The sequence below is a fragment of the Rickettsia asiatica genome (assembly GCF_007989425.1).
Lineage (GTDB): Bacteria > Pseudomonadota > Alphaproteobacteria > Rickettsiales > Rickettsiaceae > Rickettsia > Rickettsia helvetica.
Map to the genome: position 1 here is coordinate 820,977 of NZ_AP019563.1, position 19,776 is coordinate 840,752.

Genomic DNA, 19,776 nt, shown 5'->3' on the forward strand with positions numbered 1-19,776 from the left:
GATATAATTATAAAACATATCATTCATTTTATATCAAGGACAGAAGCCGTTTTCTACTTAATTTTATTGTTCTTTAATATTTCAGCTACTTCAAGAGCTGCATAGGTAAATATAGCAGTTGCTCCTGCTCGTTTAAAGCTAATTAATGATTCGATCACAGCTCTCTCCCAGTCAATTGCCCCTGCTTCGGCTGCAAATTTTAACATTGCGTATTCTCCGCTAACCTGATATGCAAAAATTTTAGCATTAAAATTATTTGCTGCTTCACGAATAACATCCAAAAACGGCATACCTGGTTTAACCATTACCATATCGGCTCCCTCTGCTATATCATGCTCAATCTCAAGCATTGCTTCCTTAATATTACGCACATCCATTTGATAGCTTGATTTATCTAAATAATTCTTTTTGTTACTCCTAACTGCATCACGAAACGGACCGTAAAAGCTTGAAGCATATTTAGCAGTATAAGCAAGAATTCCAACATTTATAAACCCCTCTTTGTCAAGATATGCCCTTATTGCCCCGATTCTTCCATCCATCATATCAGAAGGTGCAACAATATCTACTCCGGCTTTTGCTAGTACTAATGCTTGATTACACAAGGCTCTTACTGATCTATCATTGTCAACTTCCCCGTGATGCACAATACCGTCATGCGAATGCGTGGTATAAGGATCAAGTGCTACATCGCATATTATACCGATATCAATATTAGCGTTTTTGATGCTTCTAATAGTTCTGCATATTAAATTATCTAAATTATAAGCTTCGTCGGCATTTTCACTTTTTAGACTTTGATCAATACTAGGAAATAATGCAATAGTATTAATACCAAGCTCTGCTGCTTCTTTTGCCGTTTCTACTATTTGATCGATCGATAAACGATATATACCGGGCATAGTCTTAATTTCTTGCCTTTCATTATGTCCTTCAACAACAAATAAAGGCAACACTAAATCACTAACCGATAAATTACTTTCGGCTATTAACTCTCTAAGCCAAAAAGCTTTTCTATTTCTTCTAAGTCTAATAAGGGGGTACATAAAATTCATATCTCATTTTAGTTAATAACTTGGATTCTAATATATAACCTAACTATCCTATAGTAAAAATATTGCATTACAAAAAGAAATTTTGCTTGCAATTTATAAAAAATTTAAGCAAACTAACGAAAATAAAAATATGGTTTAATTATGTAAATAAATATAGGAGTTTAATATGGCACAAGATAATATTCCAAAATCAGTAAAAGATAGAATACAAGAGTGGGAAAAAAAATCAAATATGTCAAATAACCCACCAAAAAATACAAAACCGGCTGTTCCTCCAAAACCTACTTCTGAGCAAATAAAGGCATGGAACGAGGCACATAAAAAACAGACTGATTTAACTATACATTCCCAAGCACTTGATATATTTGTCAATACCCAATCTCCGCAAGTTGAAACCCAAAAGCCTGTTATTCTTTCAAAACCGGCTCCGGAACAAACAAAAGTACCGGAAGAAACGCATAAAAAACAATCTAATTTAACCGTACAAGAAAAAATGGAGAAATTTTTTAAAGATCATAATATTGATACCAAAGATGCTTTTATTCCGGAATTTAGCCGCTATATAGAATTAAGCAATTCTATGGCTGGGAAGCGTCTTGACGTTACTGTTAAAGCTTATGAACAATCATTAGGACGGCTAATAAAACAAGTAGGAGTACCTCAAAAAGAGTTTATTTCTTTTATAGAAGATGATCTAATAAAGAATCATCCACATAAAGATAAATTTGAGAAAATCAATCAACATTATAAATTACCTGAACCACCTAAATTATCTGATATAATTGATAACCTTAGAGAATTAGTAAACAATGATGATATAATAGCTTATTTGAAACAAAGTAGAAAACACATTGAATTTAAAGAAAAAGTAAATAATATTATTCAGATTTATGATGATAATAAACATAATCTAGCTACTACAGCTAAAGTTGAAGCAAAACTGCAAGAGGTAAGTAAATGGTGTGAAGAAACTACAAAAATGGATAATAATCCTATTTGGAAAAATATTGGTAATTTTATAAAATATTCTTTTACCGGCAATAAAGTTAAAGCTGCTTTTTATAAAGATGCTATAAAAAATTCTACTCAAAATACTAAAAAAGCTATAGCAGAAATACAAAAATCTCTTACTAATCCCTCTCCTCATTCATCTAATATTCCACCGTCGAAGAATAAAGGAGAAAGATATAGAAGCTAATAAAAACTTTTAGGATCGATATCTATTTTTAGATGGCAAAAAGAAGGAATTTTTATAAGACTTAGCCAAAATTTTAAATATTTCTGCAAATTAAATTTCTTATCGGCTATAATAAGTATCCGGTAACGATATTTACCGGCGAGCTTTGACATTAATGAGCTTGCTGGTCCTAAAATTTTCACGTTTGCTTTTGGTGCAATTCGGACCATATTCTTAGCAATCTCTACAATTTTAGACTCACTGGAACCTGATAAAATTACCGATGCCGTTTTGGAAAATGGCGGCATATCTGCTGATTTTCTTATTTCAAGTTCATTTGCAAAAAAACTATCTTCATCACCGGCTTTAACATAACTAAAAATTATATTATCGGGATAATAACTTTGTAAATATACCACACCTTTACTATCGCCCCTCCCTGCTCTACCGCCTACTTGATTTAGTAGCTGGAAAGTTCGCTCAGATGCTCTAAGATCGGCGTTATTGCTCCCAAGATCGGCATCTATTACTCCAACTAAAGTAAGATTCGGAAAATGATAACCTTTTGTTATTATTTGTGTGCCTATTAAAATATCAATTTCTAAATTTTCCATTTGATGTAGAAGTCGGGCTATTTTTTCAGGATTTTTAGCATGATCTTTACTTATCATCGCAATTTTACTCTCAGGAAAAAGTGCCTTTGCTTCTTCCTCTATTCTTTCTATTCCTGGACCACAGATAGTTAATGTTTCATCTTTTAGACATTCAGGACAAGAATTAAAAATTTTACTTTGATAACCGCAATGGTGACATTCAAGTTTTTTAGTTGCTTTATGTACCACCATCCAAGAAGAACAATATTTGCAGGTAAATCTGTAACCGCAAGCTTTGCAGAGCATTAGCGGAGCATAACCACGCCTATTAAGAAATAATAATACTTGCTTTTTATTATCTAAATTATCTTTGATAGCTCCTATAAGAATCTTGGATAAATAGGAATTCTTAGGTAGCTTTTCTTTAGTCATGTCGATTATTTCTATATTTGGCAAATCGACATTTTTATATCTATTAACCAATGTAACCAATTGATATTTACCTATTTCTATATTATACATCGTTTCAATAGACGGTGTTGCCGAACACAAAACAATTTGTGCTTTATCAAATGTACCTCTTACGATAGCCGTATCCCTAGCATTATATAATATACCGTCATCTTGTTTATAAGAATCGTCATGCTCTTCATCTATAACCACCAAACCGAGATTTTTAAAAGGTAAAAACAAACTACTTCTAGCCCCGATTACTACTTGAATTTTATTACTTAATATACCTCTTAAAATCATTTTCTTTTGAGCTTTAGTAACGCTTGAGTTCCATATGATAGGTTCAAAACCGAATCGCTCTATAAATCGATTAATAATTTGTGTACTTAAGGCAATTTCAGGCAGCATAACAAGCACTTGTTTACCTTTTGCTAAGTAATCTGCTATTAGATGAAAATATATTTCCGTTTTACCTGATCCCGTAACACCTTTAACAAGTGTTGGCTTATTACTTTCATTTAAAACTGTTACTGCTTGTTTCTGCTCTTCTGACAAATCAGGTAGCACAAAGTTATTATTTACTTTCTGCTCTTTAACTTTAATCGGTTTTTCAGCAATATCTATAGGTAATACTAACTTGGCTATGCTCCCAAGTTCTGACATATAGTAGCTACTCATCCATTTAATTAATTCTAAAACTTCTAAAGTAATATTTAAATTTAACGGTACTTTCGCTCTAATAGTTTTTATTTTTTTTGCCTTGGAATTTGAAGCAAGCTCCCATACTATGCCGGTTAATTCCTTATTTCTAAAAGGCACTACAACAAGATCGCCGATATTTAGCTCTAAATCTTCAGGTATTAAATAATCTAGCGGAAATAATTTTGCTACCGGTAATAATATTTTTGCTATTCGCATATATAATGTATTTTATATTTTTTTTTTTATTATATACTAAAACTAACAGATTGTAGAAATTTAGATGAAAAAAATTGTTATAGCAATTTCCGGAGCTTCAGGAGCAATATACGGTATTCGTTTGCTTGAAGTACTAAAGCAACAAAATATCGAAACTCATTTGGTTATTTCAGAGGGAGCAGCTCTTACTATAAAAATCGAAACTAAATATTCTATAGATGAAGTTAAGCTACTAGCAAATTATTATTATGATGATAAAGATTTAGGTGCTACTATCTCAAGCGGCTCTTTTAAAACTTCAGGCATGATAATAGCCCCTTGTAGCATGAAGACCTTAGCAAGTATCGCTCACTCAATGGAAGATAGTTTAATTAGTAGAGCGGCAGGCGTGGTACTTAAAGATAGAAGAAAACTTATTTTAATGACCCGTGAAACTCCTTTGCATATCGGACATTTAGAAAATATGTTAAAAGTAGCGAGTTACGGCGGCATAATAGCACCACCCGTGCCGGCTTTTTATAATAATCCTGCGAGTATAGATGATATAGTGAATCATTCTATTAGTAGAGTTTTAGATTTTTTTGATATTGAAACTAATTTAATTAAACGCTGGGGTAGTGTTTAAGATAACCAAAATGTCACCCTGTGGCTTGACCACGGGGTCTTGTGTCACTTACTGTGTCCTGAAGATACCGTGGTCAAGCCACGGTATGACACTGTATACTTTTCAACCCCCAATAAACTTTAACAAACAAAATGGCACGTAATAAAATAAATAATGACAAAAATATAGCTGCTAACGAAGAAGCAGATATTCCTATACCAAGAGTTTTACCCTCAAATGTTCAGGCAGAGCAAATGCTACTTGGAGCAATTCTAACCAATAACGAATTACTAAATTACGTATCGGAATTTTTACGTGATGAACATTTTTTTGAACCTATTCATCAAAAAATCTATAACGTAATTGAGAAAATTACTGAAAAAGGGCTGATAGCTACCCCTATTACTTTACGTAGTATGTTAACTCAAGATGAACTATTTCAAGAAATAGAAGGAGCAGAGTATTTAGCAAAATTGATAACTATGTCAATGATGGTAATAAATCCGGTTGATTACGGTAAAATAATATATGATTTAGCCATAAAGCGTAATTTAATAAATATCGGTGAAGAAGTAGTAAATAATGCTTACAGTTCTTCATTAGAAGTTGAAGCAAAGGAACAGATTGAACATGCCGAAGCTAAACTTTATGATTTAGCTAGCGAAGGCTTAAATGAAAAAAGTTTTATCAAAATCGGTATATCTATTTCAGAGTCACTAGCTAGTATTAATAGGGCCATGAAAAATAACGATCATGTAATCGGCATATCTACCGGTTTGATTGATCTAGACAATAAATTATTCGGCTTTCATAATTCCGATCTTATAATTCTCGCAGGACGTCCGTCGATGGGTAAAACGGCATTTGCTATAAATCTTGCACTTAACGCCTGTAATAATATGCGTCTTAAAAATATCAGGGATAATCAAGAAATTCAGTCGGTAGGTTTTTTCTCTTTAGAAATGTCCTCAGAACAGCTAACCACACGTCTACTTTCAATGTGTGCAGAAATTGATTCTACTTCTCTTCGTACGGGGATTCTAGGTGAAGAACAATATAACCGTCTTCACAAGGAAGCAAATACTTTATCGGAATTACAATTTTTTATCGATGATACCCCTGCTCTATCTATTTCCGCTATAAGAACAAGAGCTAGAAGAATGAAACGCAAGCATAATCTCGGTATATTATTTATCGATTATTTACAATTAATTAGAGGAGTAAGTAAATCCGAAAATAGAGTTAGCGAGATTTCAGAAATAACCCAAGGTTTAAAAGCAATAGCAAAAGAGTTAAATATTCCGGTTATTGCGTTATCTCAGCTTTCAAGAGCGGTAGAACTACGTGAGGATAAAAAACCTATGCTATCCGATCTTCGAGAATCGGGAACTATAGAACAGGATGCTGATATAGTAATGTTTATTTATCGTGAAGAATATTATTTAACGAGAAAAGAACCGGCGGCAGGCGACGCTAAACATGCCGAATGGTTAGATAAGCTCAACAAAGTATATAATATTGCCGATATAATTGTTGCAAAACATCGTAACGGACCGGTTGGAAATGTTCCGCTTTATTATGATAGTCAATATTCTAAATTTGGCAATTTGGAGAAAAGAACTTTTAACTCTGCTTAATGTGAGTGTTCACGGATTTTTCACTGTCACTCCGTGGCTTGACCACGGGGTCCAGAAAAAATAACTTCAACATTGTTACTCACACTACATGTTTAACAAAATAAACATATAAAAATTTATTTTTATATGTTTTACTGGATCCCATGAATAAATCACGGGATGACAGAGAGGAATAATAAGCCACGCAACACCCGTGAACGGTCACTGTTTAATTATAAGCACTGTCGTGATCGGTAAATATTGCCATTAATACAAAATAGTTCCCATCTCTATAAGCAGTACCACGATATTTTTGAGAAAATCTAAACGAATAAATATTATTACCTTTTGAAGTTATTTTAGAAGTAATTAATTCCCACCTTATACCTTTATCCTTATATAATTGATCCCAATTTAATTGTTTAATTTTTTTTAAGGTAGCAAGTAATGCATGTTGTGCTATCTTTTCTAAACTAAATAACTGTTCTTGAAAAGCAGGATAGTTCATATCTAATAATATTTTAGTCATGCTTTATAGATTCTAATATTTCATCAAAATTTTCACGTCTTTTATTTTTTTCTACCCATTTTATTGCTTTATCAAGCATCTCATTATTGTTGTGCCTATAAAGCCACATCTCATTATCAGGAATAAACCTACCAGGCTTTATTATTATAGTACCATCACTTAAGGTTAAAACTTGTATCTGTTTTCCTGCATATTTCTTCCCCAAGGATATTTGCCCATTATTCCCTACGTGTTTGATTGTTTCTATATTATTTCCTATTATCATAATATTTATATTTACAAAATTCCTATTTTCCAATATTACAATATTTGTATTTATAAAGCAATAATAAATAGCTTTATTATTATTTAGCTAATATATTAACAAGTTCATAGCCCATTATAAGCATTCCGACAATTACGCATATAATAATTAGATATTGTTTTTGTAATTCAGGATAATAAAACTTATTTATCTTTGCTTTATATAACAGATAAACCGGTAATAAAATTGCAATTATTACAAGAATCATACCGGCAAATCCTAAAATTGTAATAAAAGCATTCGATACTACTATTGCTACAATATAAGCCGGTAATATAGTAACAATAGAAGCGGTCATGTTATGAATTACTAAATTCGGTATCGAATTCATAAACATAGTTTTAAGGGAATCACATAGCCCTCCTACTCCGAGTATTGATGTGGCGATAGCAAGAGTTGAAATTATCCAAACTAATCATTGCATGGACTGCCATTTTGCTATATTACTTAATTAAATCTCCGACTTCTACATTACTTGTAATCATTTATTGGTAAAATGTTGGATTATTATGATATACTACAATAAGAATACTACAAGTCCAAATTATATATACTATTGCAGGAATTAAGCTTCCAAATAAAAATGCCGTCTTTAGCATTTTTGTTACAATAATTAGTTAAGGTATGGAAGATTACTTGGAAACCAAATGAAGTAAAGACTACTGGAGTTACTACACCTCATATAGATATTTCTTTATAATTTGGTGAGAATAAAGGTAAATTATCTCACTGAATCATGGAAACAAGTCCAATAACTAAAATTGCAATTATTATAAGTAATCCGATAAATAGCACCCGATTTATATAATCTACTAACTTTAGAGGTAATAATAATATACCATGCTCCTATATAAGTTATACTTATATTTAAAGCTAATAACTTCTGTAATATTGAAGAGCCTCCATATATAAATACTGCAAGTAAAGCATATGAAAGGAGCTTAAAGCTTACCGTGCCGATGATTTGAGCAGTATGTCCTGAAAAATATTTTCCAAGCATCCCGAGTGTTAAGCCTTTACCTGCTTGAAGATTAAGCTCTAAATTAATTACAGAAGTATAAATTATACTAGGTATTATACCTAATTTTGCTAATACCATGGGTAGTGCTATCATACCGCTACCTATACAAGTACCTGAAATTAACAGGATTGAACCAATAAGTTTTTGCATAATTTAATGAAGTTTGGATTAAAGAAAAAGACTTAATTTTTGCTAAAAAGAAAATCAACTAAAAAAAGAAGATAAGAATTTTAAAGAATAAAAAGTTTTGATAAGTAAAATTAACATTCGTATAATTTTATTAAAATATATGTAACAGCATAATATAATTATATTAATAATTTGACATAAATTATTAATATTGCTTTTTAAGGGTATTTTTATATATTTCTTATTAGACATCTTTCCACACCAGCTTATAGAGAGGAATTTAAAGGAGACACGGAACGCAGAACCGCAGCGTATAGGGACATACGTGAGGATTCGAGTACCGGATCGACGTATAAATTACCTCTAGAAGCGAAGTTTGGAAATAATAAGAAATTGTATTATATTTAAAAATGCATAGATTAGCCAAAATAATTAGTAATGCAGGAGTTTGTTCTAGGCGTGATGCCGAAAAGCTGATAGCTGAAAGGCAGGTAAAAGTAGACGGCATTACAATTTTATCACCGGCTATAAACGTTGATATTAGTAATCAAATTGAAGTATCAGGCATATTAATCAATCAATCGCAAAAACCAAGGCTTTGGATTTATTACAAGCCTGTCGGTTTAATTACCACTCATAAAGACCCTTTATCTCGTAAAACCGTGTTTGAGGATTTAACCGGTTTACCTCGTGTAATTTCAATAGGAAGACTGGATTTAAATAGCGAAGGTTTGTTATTACTAACTAATAGCGGTGATTTAGCTCGTCAGTTTGAGCTACCCTCAAGTAGGTTAAAGCGAGTATATCATGTTAGGGCATACGGGAATCCTAATATTCTACTAAAAAGCAATTATAAAAATTTAGAAATTGACGGTATATTTTATAATCCTCATTCGGTGAAATTACTTAAGCAAAATAAGAGTAATTCTTGGTTTGAAGTAGTTTTATTTGAAGGAAAAAATCGTGAAATTAGAAGAATATTCGAGTATTTTGGACTAAAAGTTAACAAATTAATTAGAGTTCAATATGGTAGTTTTACAATAGATAATCTAAAACCTGGAGATTATAAAGAAATAAATAATAAAATACTGGAAAAATAATTAGTAATATGTTATTACTCACGCATTTTAACTAATCATATAAAAACATATGACAAATCTTAATATATATAAATGTGAAGAAAAAGACTTAAACGATTATCTTGGTTATATAAAAGATAACTCTAATGTTTCACTAAATGATTTTATCAAAAATAAATATTTCGCTGAAGATAATGATAAAATTATCATTACTAGTTTAGAAAATATGGAAATTAACACAGATTTAGCAAATGCTAATTTGCAAGGTACAATACTAACAGATGCTGTATTTAATAATTGTGACTTAGCAAATACCATATTATGTGATTCGGATTTAACAAATGTAGAATTTAATGATTGTACATTTATCGGTACTGACTTTAGAGGAGCAAATCTTCATTACACAGATTTTAATTATAAAGATTATGATTATGATAACTATAAAATTCCTAATCTAAAAGATAAAATACGAGATATAAAACTATCTTTTTCAGATCTTGAAAGATTAAATAAATATATAGATAAAGATTTAGAAAAAGAACGTATCAAAGAAATAGTTATAGATAAAGTTACAAACAAAAAGAAATATATTTTAGCTGGGGAAGACGAAAAAACTTTATGGGAAGTCAAATCAAAAGAGCTAAAGACTAAGCAAGAAGAGTTAGAAACTCTAAAGCAAAACTTAGATAATCCTGGGATTGCTACCAATCTTTTAAATGCCTTTTGGAATAGTACAGAAACTATTGCTCAAAACCGACAAAATGAACTAGGAAAAATCAATAAGTTACAGCATGAAGTAAATAAATTAGAAACTGAAGTACATGCTTTAGATAATCTTAGAATGTTCTGTGGTAAGGGTTTAGATGGTATTTTTGAGCAGCTAAAAGACGAAAAAATACAAGTAAAACTGGATCCTTCATATGTTATAGGTTCAAGTTCAGAAACACGAGATATACCGAAAGAATATATAAAATTAACTTCTGCTGAATTTGATCTATATTTGACTGAAGCAGCAAAACAATCTGACACAAAATTATCTTTTACCGCATTTGTTAGAAAGCAAAAAAACCTTTCAGAAGATTTAAATATAGTTCCTGATCTTTCAGAAATTAATTTATCAGGTAAAACTCTTACTAATCTTAACCTGAAGAATACATTATTTGCTTCAGCCAACTTAGAGAATATTAAAATCTCAAATTGTAATTTAGATTTTACTAATTTTGAAGGAGCTAATTTACAAAATGCCGTTTTTCAAAATGTTACCGCACGTAACGCAGGATTTCTTTTTGCTGATCTTAAAAATAGCAAAATTGAAAATAGTGATATGTCGAGAAACTACATGCCTAAAGTAGATTTATCTGAAGCAGAGATAACAAATAGCAAATTTAATGCGGTTATGATGGTTAATGCTGATGCCGAAAAGTTAATTATTAAAGATTCAGAATGGAAAAATTCTAATCTTACCGGTATATCGCTTGCTTATGCAGATATGCAAAGAGTTCAAATGCAGGGAGTAGTTTTAAATAACGCACTTCTAGAGCAAGCAAATATCGTTTCTACTAATCTTGAAAATGCTTTTATGAATAACGCACATGCGTTAGAAGCAAAATTCAAAGAGCAATGTAACATGCAAGGCATAACTGCAAGGAATGCCTATTTTAGCGATGCTGAATTTGAACATATACTATCTTTAAAAGAAGCTGACTTAAGAGAAGCTATAATGCAGCGTGTTAAACTTAAGAACGCTGATTTAACAAAAGCAAAGCTTGATAAAGCAAATCTTGAATATGCCGATCTTACAAATGCTACGCTTACTAATGCAACTACACAGTTTGCTAAGTTAAGTAACGCTACTTTAGAAAAAGCAGAAGCTGAAGGATTAAATATTTCAGATGCTATTGCTAAAAATATTAATGCTAAGGAAGCTAACTTTAAAAATGCAATTATGCAGCGTGCCGATCTTACTAAAGCCGATTTCACTAAAGCAGTGTTGGAAAATGCTGATATGCAAGCAATGGAAGCAGCCGAGGCTATATTTAAAGAAGCAAATCTAAAACAAGCGAATCTAAAAGCAGCAAATCTAGCTGGAATTAATAAAGAAGGAACAGCTTTTGATAAAGCAAAAATCGACGATGCTACAAAGATGTATGATACTAAAGGTGAGGCTAAAGGGAATTTAGAGCATCAAGATAAAGACGGTAAAAAAACATCTGTCAATGTTAACGAACATGCTAAATTACAAGATAAAATTCATGCAAGAGAGAAAAGCGGTTGGTTTCTGAAAACCGGAGTAGGACAGCTTTGTACAAAACTTGCTAAAAGTACTATATCAGGAATTAGCAGCGTAACAAATTTCTTAGCAAGTAAAAAATTTTTAGTAGGGCTTGCCGTAGTAGCGGGGCTTGCAGTAGCAGCTGCACCTTTCATAGCAATGCCTGTGTTATTAGTCACCGGCACGGCTCTTATTACTAAAGCTGTCATTCTGGGAGCAGGTATTTTGGCCGGAGGGCTAGTCGCTACCGGAACTTATAAATTTACCCAAAAACCTTTACGCAATATTCAAAAATCATTTGAAAATTTGACTAGCAGTATAGATAAATATATCTCACCGCCTCCTGAAAATATTGATGAATTAGTAACAGAAAAACAACAAGCAAGACAAAAAGCTGAGACAGAAAAATCTAAAGACAGGGAAGAAAATTTAAATAATGTAAATAATAATATTGATAAAGCTAAAGAACAAGATATTTTAAAACAAGCACAAAATAATTTAAACCAAGAAACGCCAAAAGTAGAAATAAAAGAAAAGAAAGATAAAACTATAGAAAAACAACAAATAAAATCTAATACATTCGCAGCAAAATTTAAGCCTAACACTAAAGGCAAAGGATTTGCCAAAAAAATAAAAGACGAACAAAAAAATCAAGGTCAACAAAAGAAGCATATAACTAAATAAGTGTTAAAAATAATATCCGGTAAATATAGAAACCAAATTATACCTACCGCTAAAAATATCAAATATCGACCTTCCACAGGTAAGCTCAAAGAGGCAATATTTAGTATATTAACCTCCGGTGAGTTTACCGGTAATAAATTATTTAACGAAAATACCTACATTCTCGATTTATTTGCCGGTAGTGGTAGCCTTGCTTTTGAGAGCCTATCAAGAGGAGCAGGTTTTGCTACCTTAATTGATATTGATACATCCTCATTAAAAATAGCAGAAGGATTTGCTAAATCTCTAAACATTGAAAATAATGTTAATTTCGTTAATATTAATGCCTTAAATCTACCAAAAGCTAATAAAGCTTTTGATCTTGTATTTATCGACCCCCCTTATCATAAAGATATAGTGCCTAAAGTAATGAAATTGCTGATAAAAAATAACTGGCTTAAAGACGGTACTATTATAGTTATTGAGATGGCTAAAACAGATGAATATGTTTTAGATGAAAATATTGAAATTATACGCGAAAAACTATATGGTAATACTAAACTACTAGTTTTGAAATATCTTTAATTTTTTACTCCTCCTTTATTCTGATTTTTTACCAAACTTAACCTGATAAACTATACATCTTCCATCTATAGCTTAATGTAACTAATTCATAATTTATTGATAAATTAAGAAGTTTTTTATTAAAATATGCAAAAAAATTTTAATAAATTAGTAATATGAAAAGAAAAGATCCTGGAGTAGCTTCGCAAGAAATTTATTCCCTAATTGAATTAGATTTAAAAAACATATTTCCATTAGAATATAATAAGCAAGAAGCGGCTATCAAATATATCGCAGAACAGTTAGCAGCTACAGGTTTTATTCAAAAAAGCAATGATTATCCGGAATTAGATGAAGAAATAGATTTAATAAATAATAGAGTTAAATAAAGGATATACAAAAAATTTTACTAAAGAAGAACAAAGAAGTATATACGAGCAAGCTGTAAAGTTAATAGAAAGTAAAATTTTAAGCGATATAGGTCCAAATACAAGAGTTAGAAGAAAAATATTTTTTATGTATCAAACAGCTTCTTTTGAAGAAAAAATAGAGATAATTAATGAATATAAACTATCTCTTGAAAATCTTAATAAACAAAATATACAAAACTTACAAAAACAGCAAAATGATTTAAGAGGTGAAAAAGAAATAACTAATGTTGAAGAACATAAGTTAGTAAAAGATGGGATAGTAATAAAAGAGGAAATAGAGCCATATTTAAGTAACTATGAATTACTAAATACATTAGGAGAATGTAGTAATTTAGCTAATGAGGAAAATATTTTTTTAGTTAAAAAGCTATTCGAGAACGCTCGTAACTTTTACCCTGATAATTCTTTGCAAGGTCTAAAAGAATTAATGGAGTTACCATACAAGAAGGCAATAGATTTATTAGGAGACAATATTTTAGAATTGCTTAACAACAAACAAATTAGCATGTAAGTTATTATTAACACTCAATGAAAGCCTACCTAGATGACCTTTTGCCTTTTATAAATGTACAAGCCTTAGGTAAAGAGCTTTTCCATACAGCTGCTTTTCATCAAATAAAAAATATAATCCAAAGATTAGTAGAAGAAGAAACGAGTAATCTTTCTTCTGAAGTTTTAATTAATTCTTTAGCATCTAATTTTGATAATACAGAAATATTCAATTATATATTGAATATTAAAGATTAATGAAAAAAAATGAAGAAGAACTTACTATTTTATATTTAGCTACTTTAAATGATAAACTGAAATAGTTAAATCTCATCCTGATATCAATTAATGAAAAAAATAAATGTGGATACACGTCTCTACATTCAGCCAGTAGTAATGATAAACCTGAAATAGTTAAAATGCTACTTTCTCATCAAGATATTAATGTTAATGAAAAAGACCAACTAAATCTTGCTAAAATAATAGGTTTAGATATTAATCAAAATCTTACAGATTCTTTCAAGACCACTGAAATGTCAATTTTAGGCATAGAAACAGTAGAGAATCCTGAATTGTAAGGTAAACAATTAATAGCAGATTACTTAGCTAATTTGCTGTTAGTTATCCTAGGTGTATAGTTTCAAAAAATAAAACGTCTTCTAAAATTCTTAAATTGAAATTAGCCTATTAATTTATTATACTGTGAAAAATCATTAGGCATTCTAACAGTAGAGTATTGTCCATTCCTGCTTTCGCGGGAATGACATAGAACCACGTAACAAGACCTTAAAAAACAAACATGAGTAAAGACAAAAAGCATTACATATGTTCTAACTGTGGGAATATTAGTCCTAAATGGTCGGGGCAGTGCTTTGATTGCAGTGTATGGGGTAGTATTGTTGAAGAGATAGTAAGTTCAAATAAAGCAATTGTTAAAACAGGTAACAAGCAAGATTTCGATAAGCTTTCAGGTCACGTAGAGCAGTTACGTATCCCTACTCCTATAGGTGAATTAAATAGAGTGCTTGGCGGGGGTTTAGTGCTTGGTTCTGCTATATTAATAGGAGGAAACCCGGGTATAGGCAAATCTACTTTGTTACTACAACTAGCAGCAAGTAACTTTGCATCAAAGATGAATTGCTTATATATAACGGGCGAAGAATCGTTAGACCAAATAAAATTAAGGGCCATAAGGCTAAATCTAACTAACTATAATACCGATATTTTAGCAGCTACTAATTTGGAAGGTATTATTGCAAGTATAGAAACAAATAAGAATAATATTGATTTAGTAGTGATTGATTCTATTCAAACAATTACCACAAAAGAATTATCCTCGCCTCCAGGTACTGTTTCGCAAATTCGTACATGTGCAAATGAGCTTGTTAATTATGCTAAGCAAAACAATATAATTATTTTATTAAGCTGTCACGTAACTAAAGACGGACAGCTAGCAGGTCCTAAGATACTTGAACATTTAGTTGATACCGTATTATATTTTGAGGGAGATCATAATAATCATTTCCGTATTTTACGCTCATATAAAAATCGTTTTGGCAGTGTGGGTGAAATAGGAGTATTTGAGATGAGCGGCAGCGGGCTTATTGAAGTAACAAATCCGTCTGAACTATTTTTAATGAAGCGAGAGCAGAACGTTATAGGTATGTCTATTTTTGCAGGGATCGAAGGTTCAAGACCTTTACTTATGGAAGTACAAGCTCTCATAGTACCCTCAAATATGGTAACTCCTAGATGCTCTGCGGTGGGCTGGGATGCTAATAGGTTATCAATGATCCTTGCCGTGCTTAGTAGTAGGATAGGACTTAATCTTGCTAATTATGAGGTATATTTAAGCATTGCGGGGGGACTTAAAATTGCCGATCCTGCTTCTGATTTAGCAGTAGCAGCGAGCTTAATATCTGCCGCAACCGGCAAACCTGTACCCGAACATAGCGTATTTTTCGGCGAAATAAGCTTATCGGGTGAAATAAGAAAAACTGCAAAAGCAGAAACAAGAATAAAAGAAGCCGTAAAGCTTGGGTTTAATAAGATTATCTGCTCTAAACTTGAAAATTTAACTTATGACTTTATATCTTCCATCTCACATTTAAAGGACCTAACAGAGATAATCAAATGAGTATAGTTTATGAAATAAGAAATTTGGAAGAAGCACGTAATTTTTTATCTAGTATAGAAGAGCAGCTGATATTAACAAATCATGCCTCTAGCGTAAAATATTACGGTATGCTAGCAATTGATTATATGTTTAAAACTTTAAGTAAAGCATTTCCGGAAAAAGTTTTAGATCTTACCGTAAATGTAGGAGAAGATCACGCCGCTTTATTTACTGCAATCAAACTAGGGTATAAGAATATAGTATATACGGGGGATTCTGAGGAAGCTAGGGGGGTGTTGTGTGAAACCAAAACCGTCATTGCGAGCGATCTTTGATCGCGTGGCAATCTCAAGAATTTGCCTGAGATTGCTTCGTCAATTTACTATTGTAAATTTCCCTCGCAATGACGCAAATTTAATACTAAAAAACCATGAATATCAAAGATATAGGGGTAATAATTGCTAAAAAACCTTTGAAAGAAAATACATTTATTATTACGGTTTTTACTAAAAATCATGGTTTATATTCGGGAGTTACAAAGGAATCTTCTAAAAAGAGCAAATTTATATATCAAGAAGGTAATATTGTAGATTTTCTTTGGCAAGCAAGATTACACGAACATATCGGCATGGCTAAATGTGAACTTATTAAATCTTACACTGGTTATTTTATCACAAATAAAGCTAAATTATATGCCTTTAATTCCGTTATATCTTTAATCAAAGAGTTATTTCATGAAAGAGAAGAGCATTCTAATTTTTTTTCATTTCTAATTAATTATTTAGATAATTTATCAAAGAATTTTTGTTTTCGTGATTATATTAATTTTGAACTGGCTTTACTTGACATAGCAGGTTATAAACTCGACCTTAGCAAATGTGCCGTTAGTAATGTAAAACAAGATTTATACTATGTATCACCTAAATCAGGTAGAGCATTATCATATGAAGTAGGAAAACCTTATAAAGATAAATTATTGATGTTACCAAAATTTTTACTTTCAGATAATAATGAGATTACATTAGAAGAAAAAAGACAAGCTTTAACTCTAACAAACTATTTTTTTAATAGATATTTATTTCATAATAATAGACAGGCTGAAGCACGCCAAATTTTTATTGAATATACTTTAAATAATTCTTAGAGGCTATATTTTTACTTTTATTTTTCTTATTTGATGATACACTTACTTAAGTAATTACTTAAATAAGTATGTAATATGACTAGACTAAGCATAGATATACCAAACGAATTACATCATTTTCTTAAAGTTCACACTGCACATAAAAATGATACTATTATGAATTTTGTAAGAGAAGCGATATATCATAAAATAGAACAGGAAAAAGAATTAAACGCAGAATCAATAAAAATATTAGAAGAATCAGCAAAAGGTTTAAATATTAATAAATATTCTTCATATAAAGAAATGTATAAAAAACTTAATTTAATATGATTCTGCAAACCTCCACTAAACGTTTTGAGAAAGAATTACTACTTATGCATAACGTGGTAAAGACTATAGTATCGGATATTTTTTATTCCATGTCATTCCCGCGAAAGCAGGAATGACATAAGGGTTTTTCAAAAATTTCCTGGTACACTATATACGTACCGGTACACATAATGACTTATTCAAATAATAATCTATGAAAATACTAGCATTTGACACGGCAAATAATACTGCATCGGTGGCAATATCCGCAAATGAGAATATTCTTGCATATATAGAAGAATTACGTCCTTCTATGCAAGCAGAAAATCTAATGCCGATGATAGAAGATGTAATGAAAGCAGCTAAATGTTCATATGATGATCTAGATTATTTAGCGGTAACTAACGGACCCGGTAGCTTTACGGGTATTAGAGTAGGACTCGCTAGTGCTAAAGGTATATTATTTGCCAAGGAAAATATTAAAGCAGTAGTGGTTAGTAATTTTGAATATGCTTACTTTAGAACCGTAACTCAAGTTAAAGATTATGATAAAATATATGTCTTTTTAAACGCTTATCGCTCACAGCTTTATATGCAAGTTTTTCATAAATCAGGAAAAATAGAAGAGCCGTTATTGATAGATTTCGAGTATGCTATAAAGTTGCTTACAAATGAGAAAGGTAATATAGCATGCTGCGGTAGTGGACTCGAATTTATATATCATCAAATTATGCATTTACCGAGTATAATAACCTTGCCGCGTTTTGCACGAGTTAAAGCATGGGTTATTTGTAGATATATTGCTAATAGGTTATCAAGTGATATAAAGTTAAATAGCTCTATCGAACCGCTATATATACGCCCTCCTGATGCTAAACTAGCAATCAATTATGTCATTCCTAGCTAAAAGCAGGAATCCATTTTTTTGTCATCTCGTGGCTACGACCACGGGATCTTGTATCACAGGCTGTGTCCTGAGATCCCGCAATCAAGTTAGCTAAGATAACATTAATTTTTACTGGATTCCTGTGATCAACAAAATGACATAAGAGCTTTATTATACGTATACTACATCATCTTCACAATCAGAACCCAACCCGGAATCACTATCAGATACTTCACCTGATAATTTCATAGTAAAATTACCATTATATGATTCTACTTCTTGCTTTACACACTTCTTATCGTGTATTAAGGCTATTATTTGCCCAACTAATAATTCCGATCAATCATGATTATCCGAATCAATAATATCAACGATTCTTACTAGACTTTCATCTGAGGCGTGATAAATTATTGTTGCTAGCTTATCATTTGAAATATTACTCATGATTCTTTCTAAATTTTTATTTGGAATAATATCAAAATTTTCTGCAAGTTTTTCTTCTCCTGCTAAAATAATTATATTTTCAAGTTGTGCATTGAAAATATCCTTATTCGATAATTTTTTTAGTTCCTGCTCGGTAAGTTCTTCTAAAGAAAGATTATTAGGGTTTTCATTAAATAATTTATCCAACTTATCTCGTGTAATTAAATCTATTACTTTTTCAAGATACCAAGGCATAATATAATTAACTAATTTTTGTGCTTGCTCATCGGAAATATTATTAATTAATTCTGCCAATTTTTCATATGTCATCTTTTCAAAAACTTCATCTAATTCATTTTCAGGCGTGTTTAAAATTTCTTCTACTAACTCATTATCAGAAAGAGTTTTAAGTTGATCTAAGAAATTAAATGTTTCTTCAGCATTACTATTTAAATAAGAGAAAACTTTATTATTCACAAAATTAAAAGTTTCAGCAACTTTAGAAGAAAGAATACTAGATGTATTTTTTATAATATTAAAACTCTTTACTCCAAAATCATAAACTGTTTTTAATGATGAACTAAATGTACTGAAAAAACCTTTGCTTTCATATGTATTAGTTACTTTTTCGCTACCATCAAGCTCATTTAAAATATCTGTAAATCTGATTTGAGAGATACCTAGAGTATCTACCTTATCTTTTACTGCTTCTTGGAAGACTATTTTAGAATTTAAAAAAGGATATTTAGCTTGAGCTTCTACTATTTTTTATTACATCTTGCACTTTTTTCGTCATACTGCTTAATCGCATTATCTAATGCTGCTAAAAAATCAGTATTTTCTTCTTGATTAGTAGTTTGCGTTGGATAAGTTATAAACTCAAATTCATCGTTAGCAAGAATATGAGGCTGGCTTTAGAGAAATATTATGTGTGATTAAATTTTGTAACTTATTAAAAATTGATGTTATTGCCATAATTCTTCCTCATTTCTTATTATAATAATCAGCGCTGCATTATA

Annotated in this window: 17 protein-coding genes and 4 pseudogenes; 14 read left to right on the top strand and 7 right to left on the bottom strand. The window is 30.9% G+C overall.

Annotation, left to right across the window (positions count from 1 at the left end):
- Nucleotides 1-53 precede the first annotated feature (53 nt).
- Nucleotides 54-1,046, bottom strand: a complete 993-nt coding sequence (gene hemB / locus RAS_RS04780; protein WP_147142837.1) for a porphobilinogen synthase — start codon at nucleotides 1,044-1,046, stop codon at nucleotides 54-56.
- Between the two features lie 175 nt (nucleotides 1,047-1,221).
- Here hemB and RAS_RS04785 point away from each other — a divergent pair, with 175 nt between their 5' ends.
- Entirely contained in the window at nucleotides 1,222-2,253 is a 1,032-nt protein-coding gene (locus RAS_RS04785; protein ID WP_147142840.1) for a hypothetical protein, read from the top strand.
- Here the strand turns inward: RAS_RS04785 and RAS_RS04790 are convergent.
- Nucleotides 2,250-4,196: a primosomal protein N' gene (locus tag RAS_RS04790; protein ID WP_147142843.1), complete on the bottom strand. Its 1,947-nt coding sequence runs from the start codon at nucleotides 4,194-4,196 to the stop codon at nucleotides 2,250-2,252. The genes RAS_RS04785 and RAS_RS04790 overlap by 4 nt on opposite strands.
- A 64-nt stretch (nucleotides 4,197-4,260) precedes the next feature.
- Between RAS_RS04790 and RAS_RS04795 the strand changes: the two genes are divergently transcribed.
- The gene (locus RAS_RS04795) at nucleotides 4,261-4,821 is read left to right on the top strand and encodes a UbiX family flavin prenyltransferase (RefSeq protein ID WP_010422212.1); all 561 of its coding nucleotides are present in this window, start codon (nucleotides 4,261-4,263) and stop codon (nucleotides 4,819-4,821) included.
- A gap of 131 nt (nucleotides 4,822-4,952) precedes the next feature.
- Entirely contained in the window at nucleotides 4,953-6,437 is a 1,485-nt protein-coding gene (locus RAS_RS04800; RefSeq protein ID WP_147142846.1) for a replicative DNA helicase, read from the top strand.
- A gap of 208 nt (nucleotides 6,438-6,645) precedes the next feature.
- Here the strand turns inward: RAS_RS04800 and RAS_RS04810 are convergent, their stop codons facing one another.
- The 4 genes and pseudogenes from RAS_RS04810 to RAS_RS09845 form a co-directional block, all read right to left on the bottom strand.
- Complete coding sequence (locus tag RAS_RS04810) at nucleotides 6,646-6,945, bottom strand: hypothetical protein (protein WP_147142848.1); 300 nt, start codon at nucleotides 6,943-6,945, stop codon at nucleotides 6,646-6,648.
- Nucleotides 6,938-7,210, bottom strand: a complete 273-nt coding sequence (locus tag RAS_RS04815; protein ID WP_147142851.1) for a hypothetical protein — start codon at nucleotides 7,208-7,210, stop codon at nucleotides 6,938-6,940. Before RAS_RS04815 ends, RAS_RS04810 begins: the two co-directional genes overlap by 8 nt.
- A gap of 184 nt (nucleotides 7,211-7,394) precedes the next feature.
- Nucleotides 7,395-7,625 (bottom strand): annotated as a pseudogene (locus RAS_RS04820) (aromatic amino acid transport family protein); the annotation flags it as partial.
- Nucleotides 7,626-7,970: 345 nt separating this feature from the next.
- Nucleotides 7,971-8,420: an aromatic amino acid transport family protein gene (locus RAS_RS09845; protein ID WP_232049142.1), complete on the bottom strand. Its 450-nt coding sequence runs from the start codon at nucleotides 8,418-8,420 to the stop codon at nucleotides 7,971-7,973.
- Between the two features lie 389 nt (nucleotides 8,421-8,809).
- Between RAS_RS09845 and RAS_RS04850 the strand changes: the two genes are divergently transcribed.
- From RAS_RS04850 to tsaB, 11 genes and pseudogenes are all read left to right on the top strand, one after another.
- Complete coding sequence (locus RAS_RS04850) at nucleotides 8,810-9,499, top strand: pseudouridine synthase (protein ID WP_147142860.1); 690 nt, start codon at nucleotides 8,810-8,812, stop codon at nucleotides 9,497-9,499.
- 49 nt (nucleotides 9,500-9,548) lie between these two features.
- Nucleotides 9,549-12,430, top strand: a pseudogene (locus RAS_RS04855) (pentapeptide repeat-containing protein).
- Between the two features lie 4 nt (nucleotides 12,431-12,434).
- Nucleotides 12,435-12,998, top strand: coding sequence for a 16S rRNA (guanine(966)-N(2))-methyltransferase RsmD (gene rsmD / locus RAS_RS04860; protein ID WP_010422196.1), 564 nt, complete (start codon nucleotides 12,435-12,437; stop codon nucleotides 12,996-12,998).
- A gap of 155 nt (nucleotides 12,999-13,153) precedes the next feature.
- Nucleotides 13,154-13,366, top strand: a complete 213-nt coding sequence (locus RAS_RS04865; RefSeq protein WP_147142866.1) for a hypothetical protein — start codon at nucleotides 13,154-13,156, stop codon at nucleotides 13,364-13,366.
- Between the two features lie 298 nt (nucleotides 13,367-13,664).
- Nucleotides 13,665-14,149, top strand: a pseudogene (locus RAS_RS11095) (hypothetical protein); the annotation flags it as partial.
- 92 nt (nucleotides 14,150-14,241) lie between these two features.
- Nucleotides 14,242-14,475, top strand: a complete 234-nt coding sequence (locus RAS_RS09850) for an ankyrin repeat domain-containing protein (protein ID WP_269473023.1) — start codon at nucleotides 14,242-14,244, stop codon at nucleotides 14,473-14,475.
- Between the two features lie 221 nt (nucleotides 14,476-14,696).
- A complete protein-coding gene (gene radA / locus RAS_RS04885) occupies nucleotides 14,697-16,034 on the top strand; it encodes a DNA repair protein RadA (RefSeq protein WP_147142879.1) in 1,338 nt (445 codons plus the stop codon).
- On the top strand, nucleotides 16,031-16,348 hold the full coding sequence (locus RAS_RS04890; RefSeq protein ID WP_147142882.1) for a hypothetical protein: 318 nt from the start codon (nucleotides 16,031-16,033) through the stop codon (nucleotides 16,346-16,348). The genes radA and RAS_RS04890 overlap by 4 nt, the downstream gene beginning before the upstream one ends.
- Nucleotides 16,349-16,443: 95 nt before the next feature.
- A complete protein-coding gene (recO, locus tag RAS_RS04895; protein WP_147142886.1) occupies nucleotides 16,444-17,157 on the top strand; it encodes a DNA repair protein RecO in 714 nt (237 codons plus the stop codon).
- Between the two features lie 75 nt (nucleotides 17,158-17,232).
- Complete coding sequence (locus RAS_RS04900) at nucleotides 17,233-17,469, top strand: hypothetical protein (RefSeq protein WP_010422183.1); 237 nt, start codon at nucleotides 17,233-17,235, stop codon at nucleotides 17,467-17,469.
- Nucleotides 17,470-17,662: 193 nt separating this feature from the next.
- The gene (tsaB, locus tag RAS_RS04905) at nucleotides 17,663-18,355 is read left to right on the top strand and encodes a tRNA (adenosine(37)-N6)-threonylcarbamoyltransferase complex dimerization subunit type 1 TsaB (protein WP_147142889.1); all 693 of its coding nucleotides are present in this window, start codon (nucleotides 17,663-17,665) and stop codon (nucleotides 18,353-18,355) included.
- 150 nt (nucleotides 18,356-18,505) lie between these two features.
- Here tsaB and RAS_RS04910 read toward each other — a convergent pair.
- Nucleotides 18,506-19,732, bottom strand: a pseudogene (locus RAS_RS04910) (hypothetical protein).
- Between the last annotated feature and the right edge of the window lie 44 nt (nucleotides 19,733-19,776).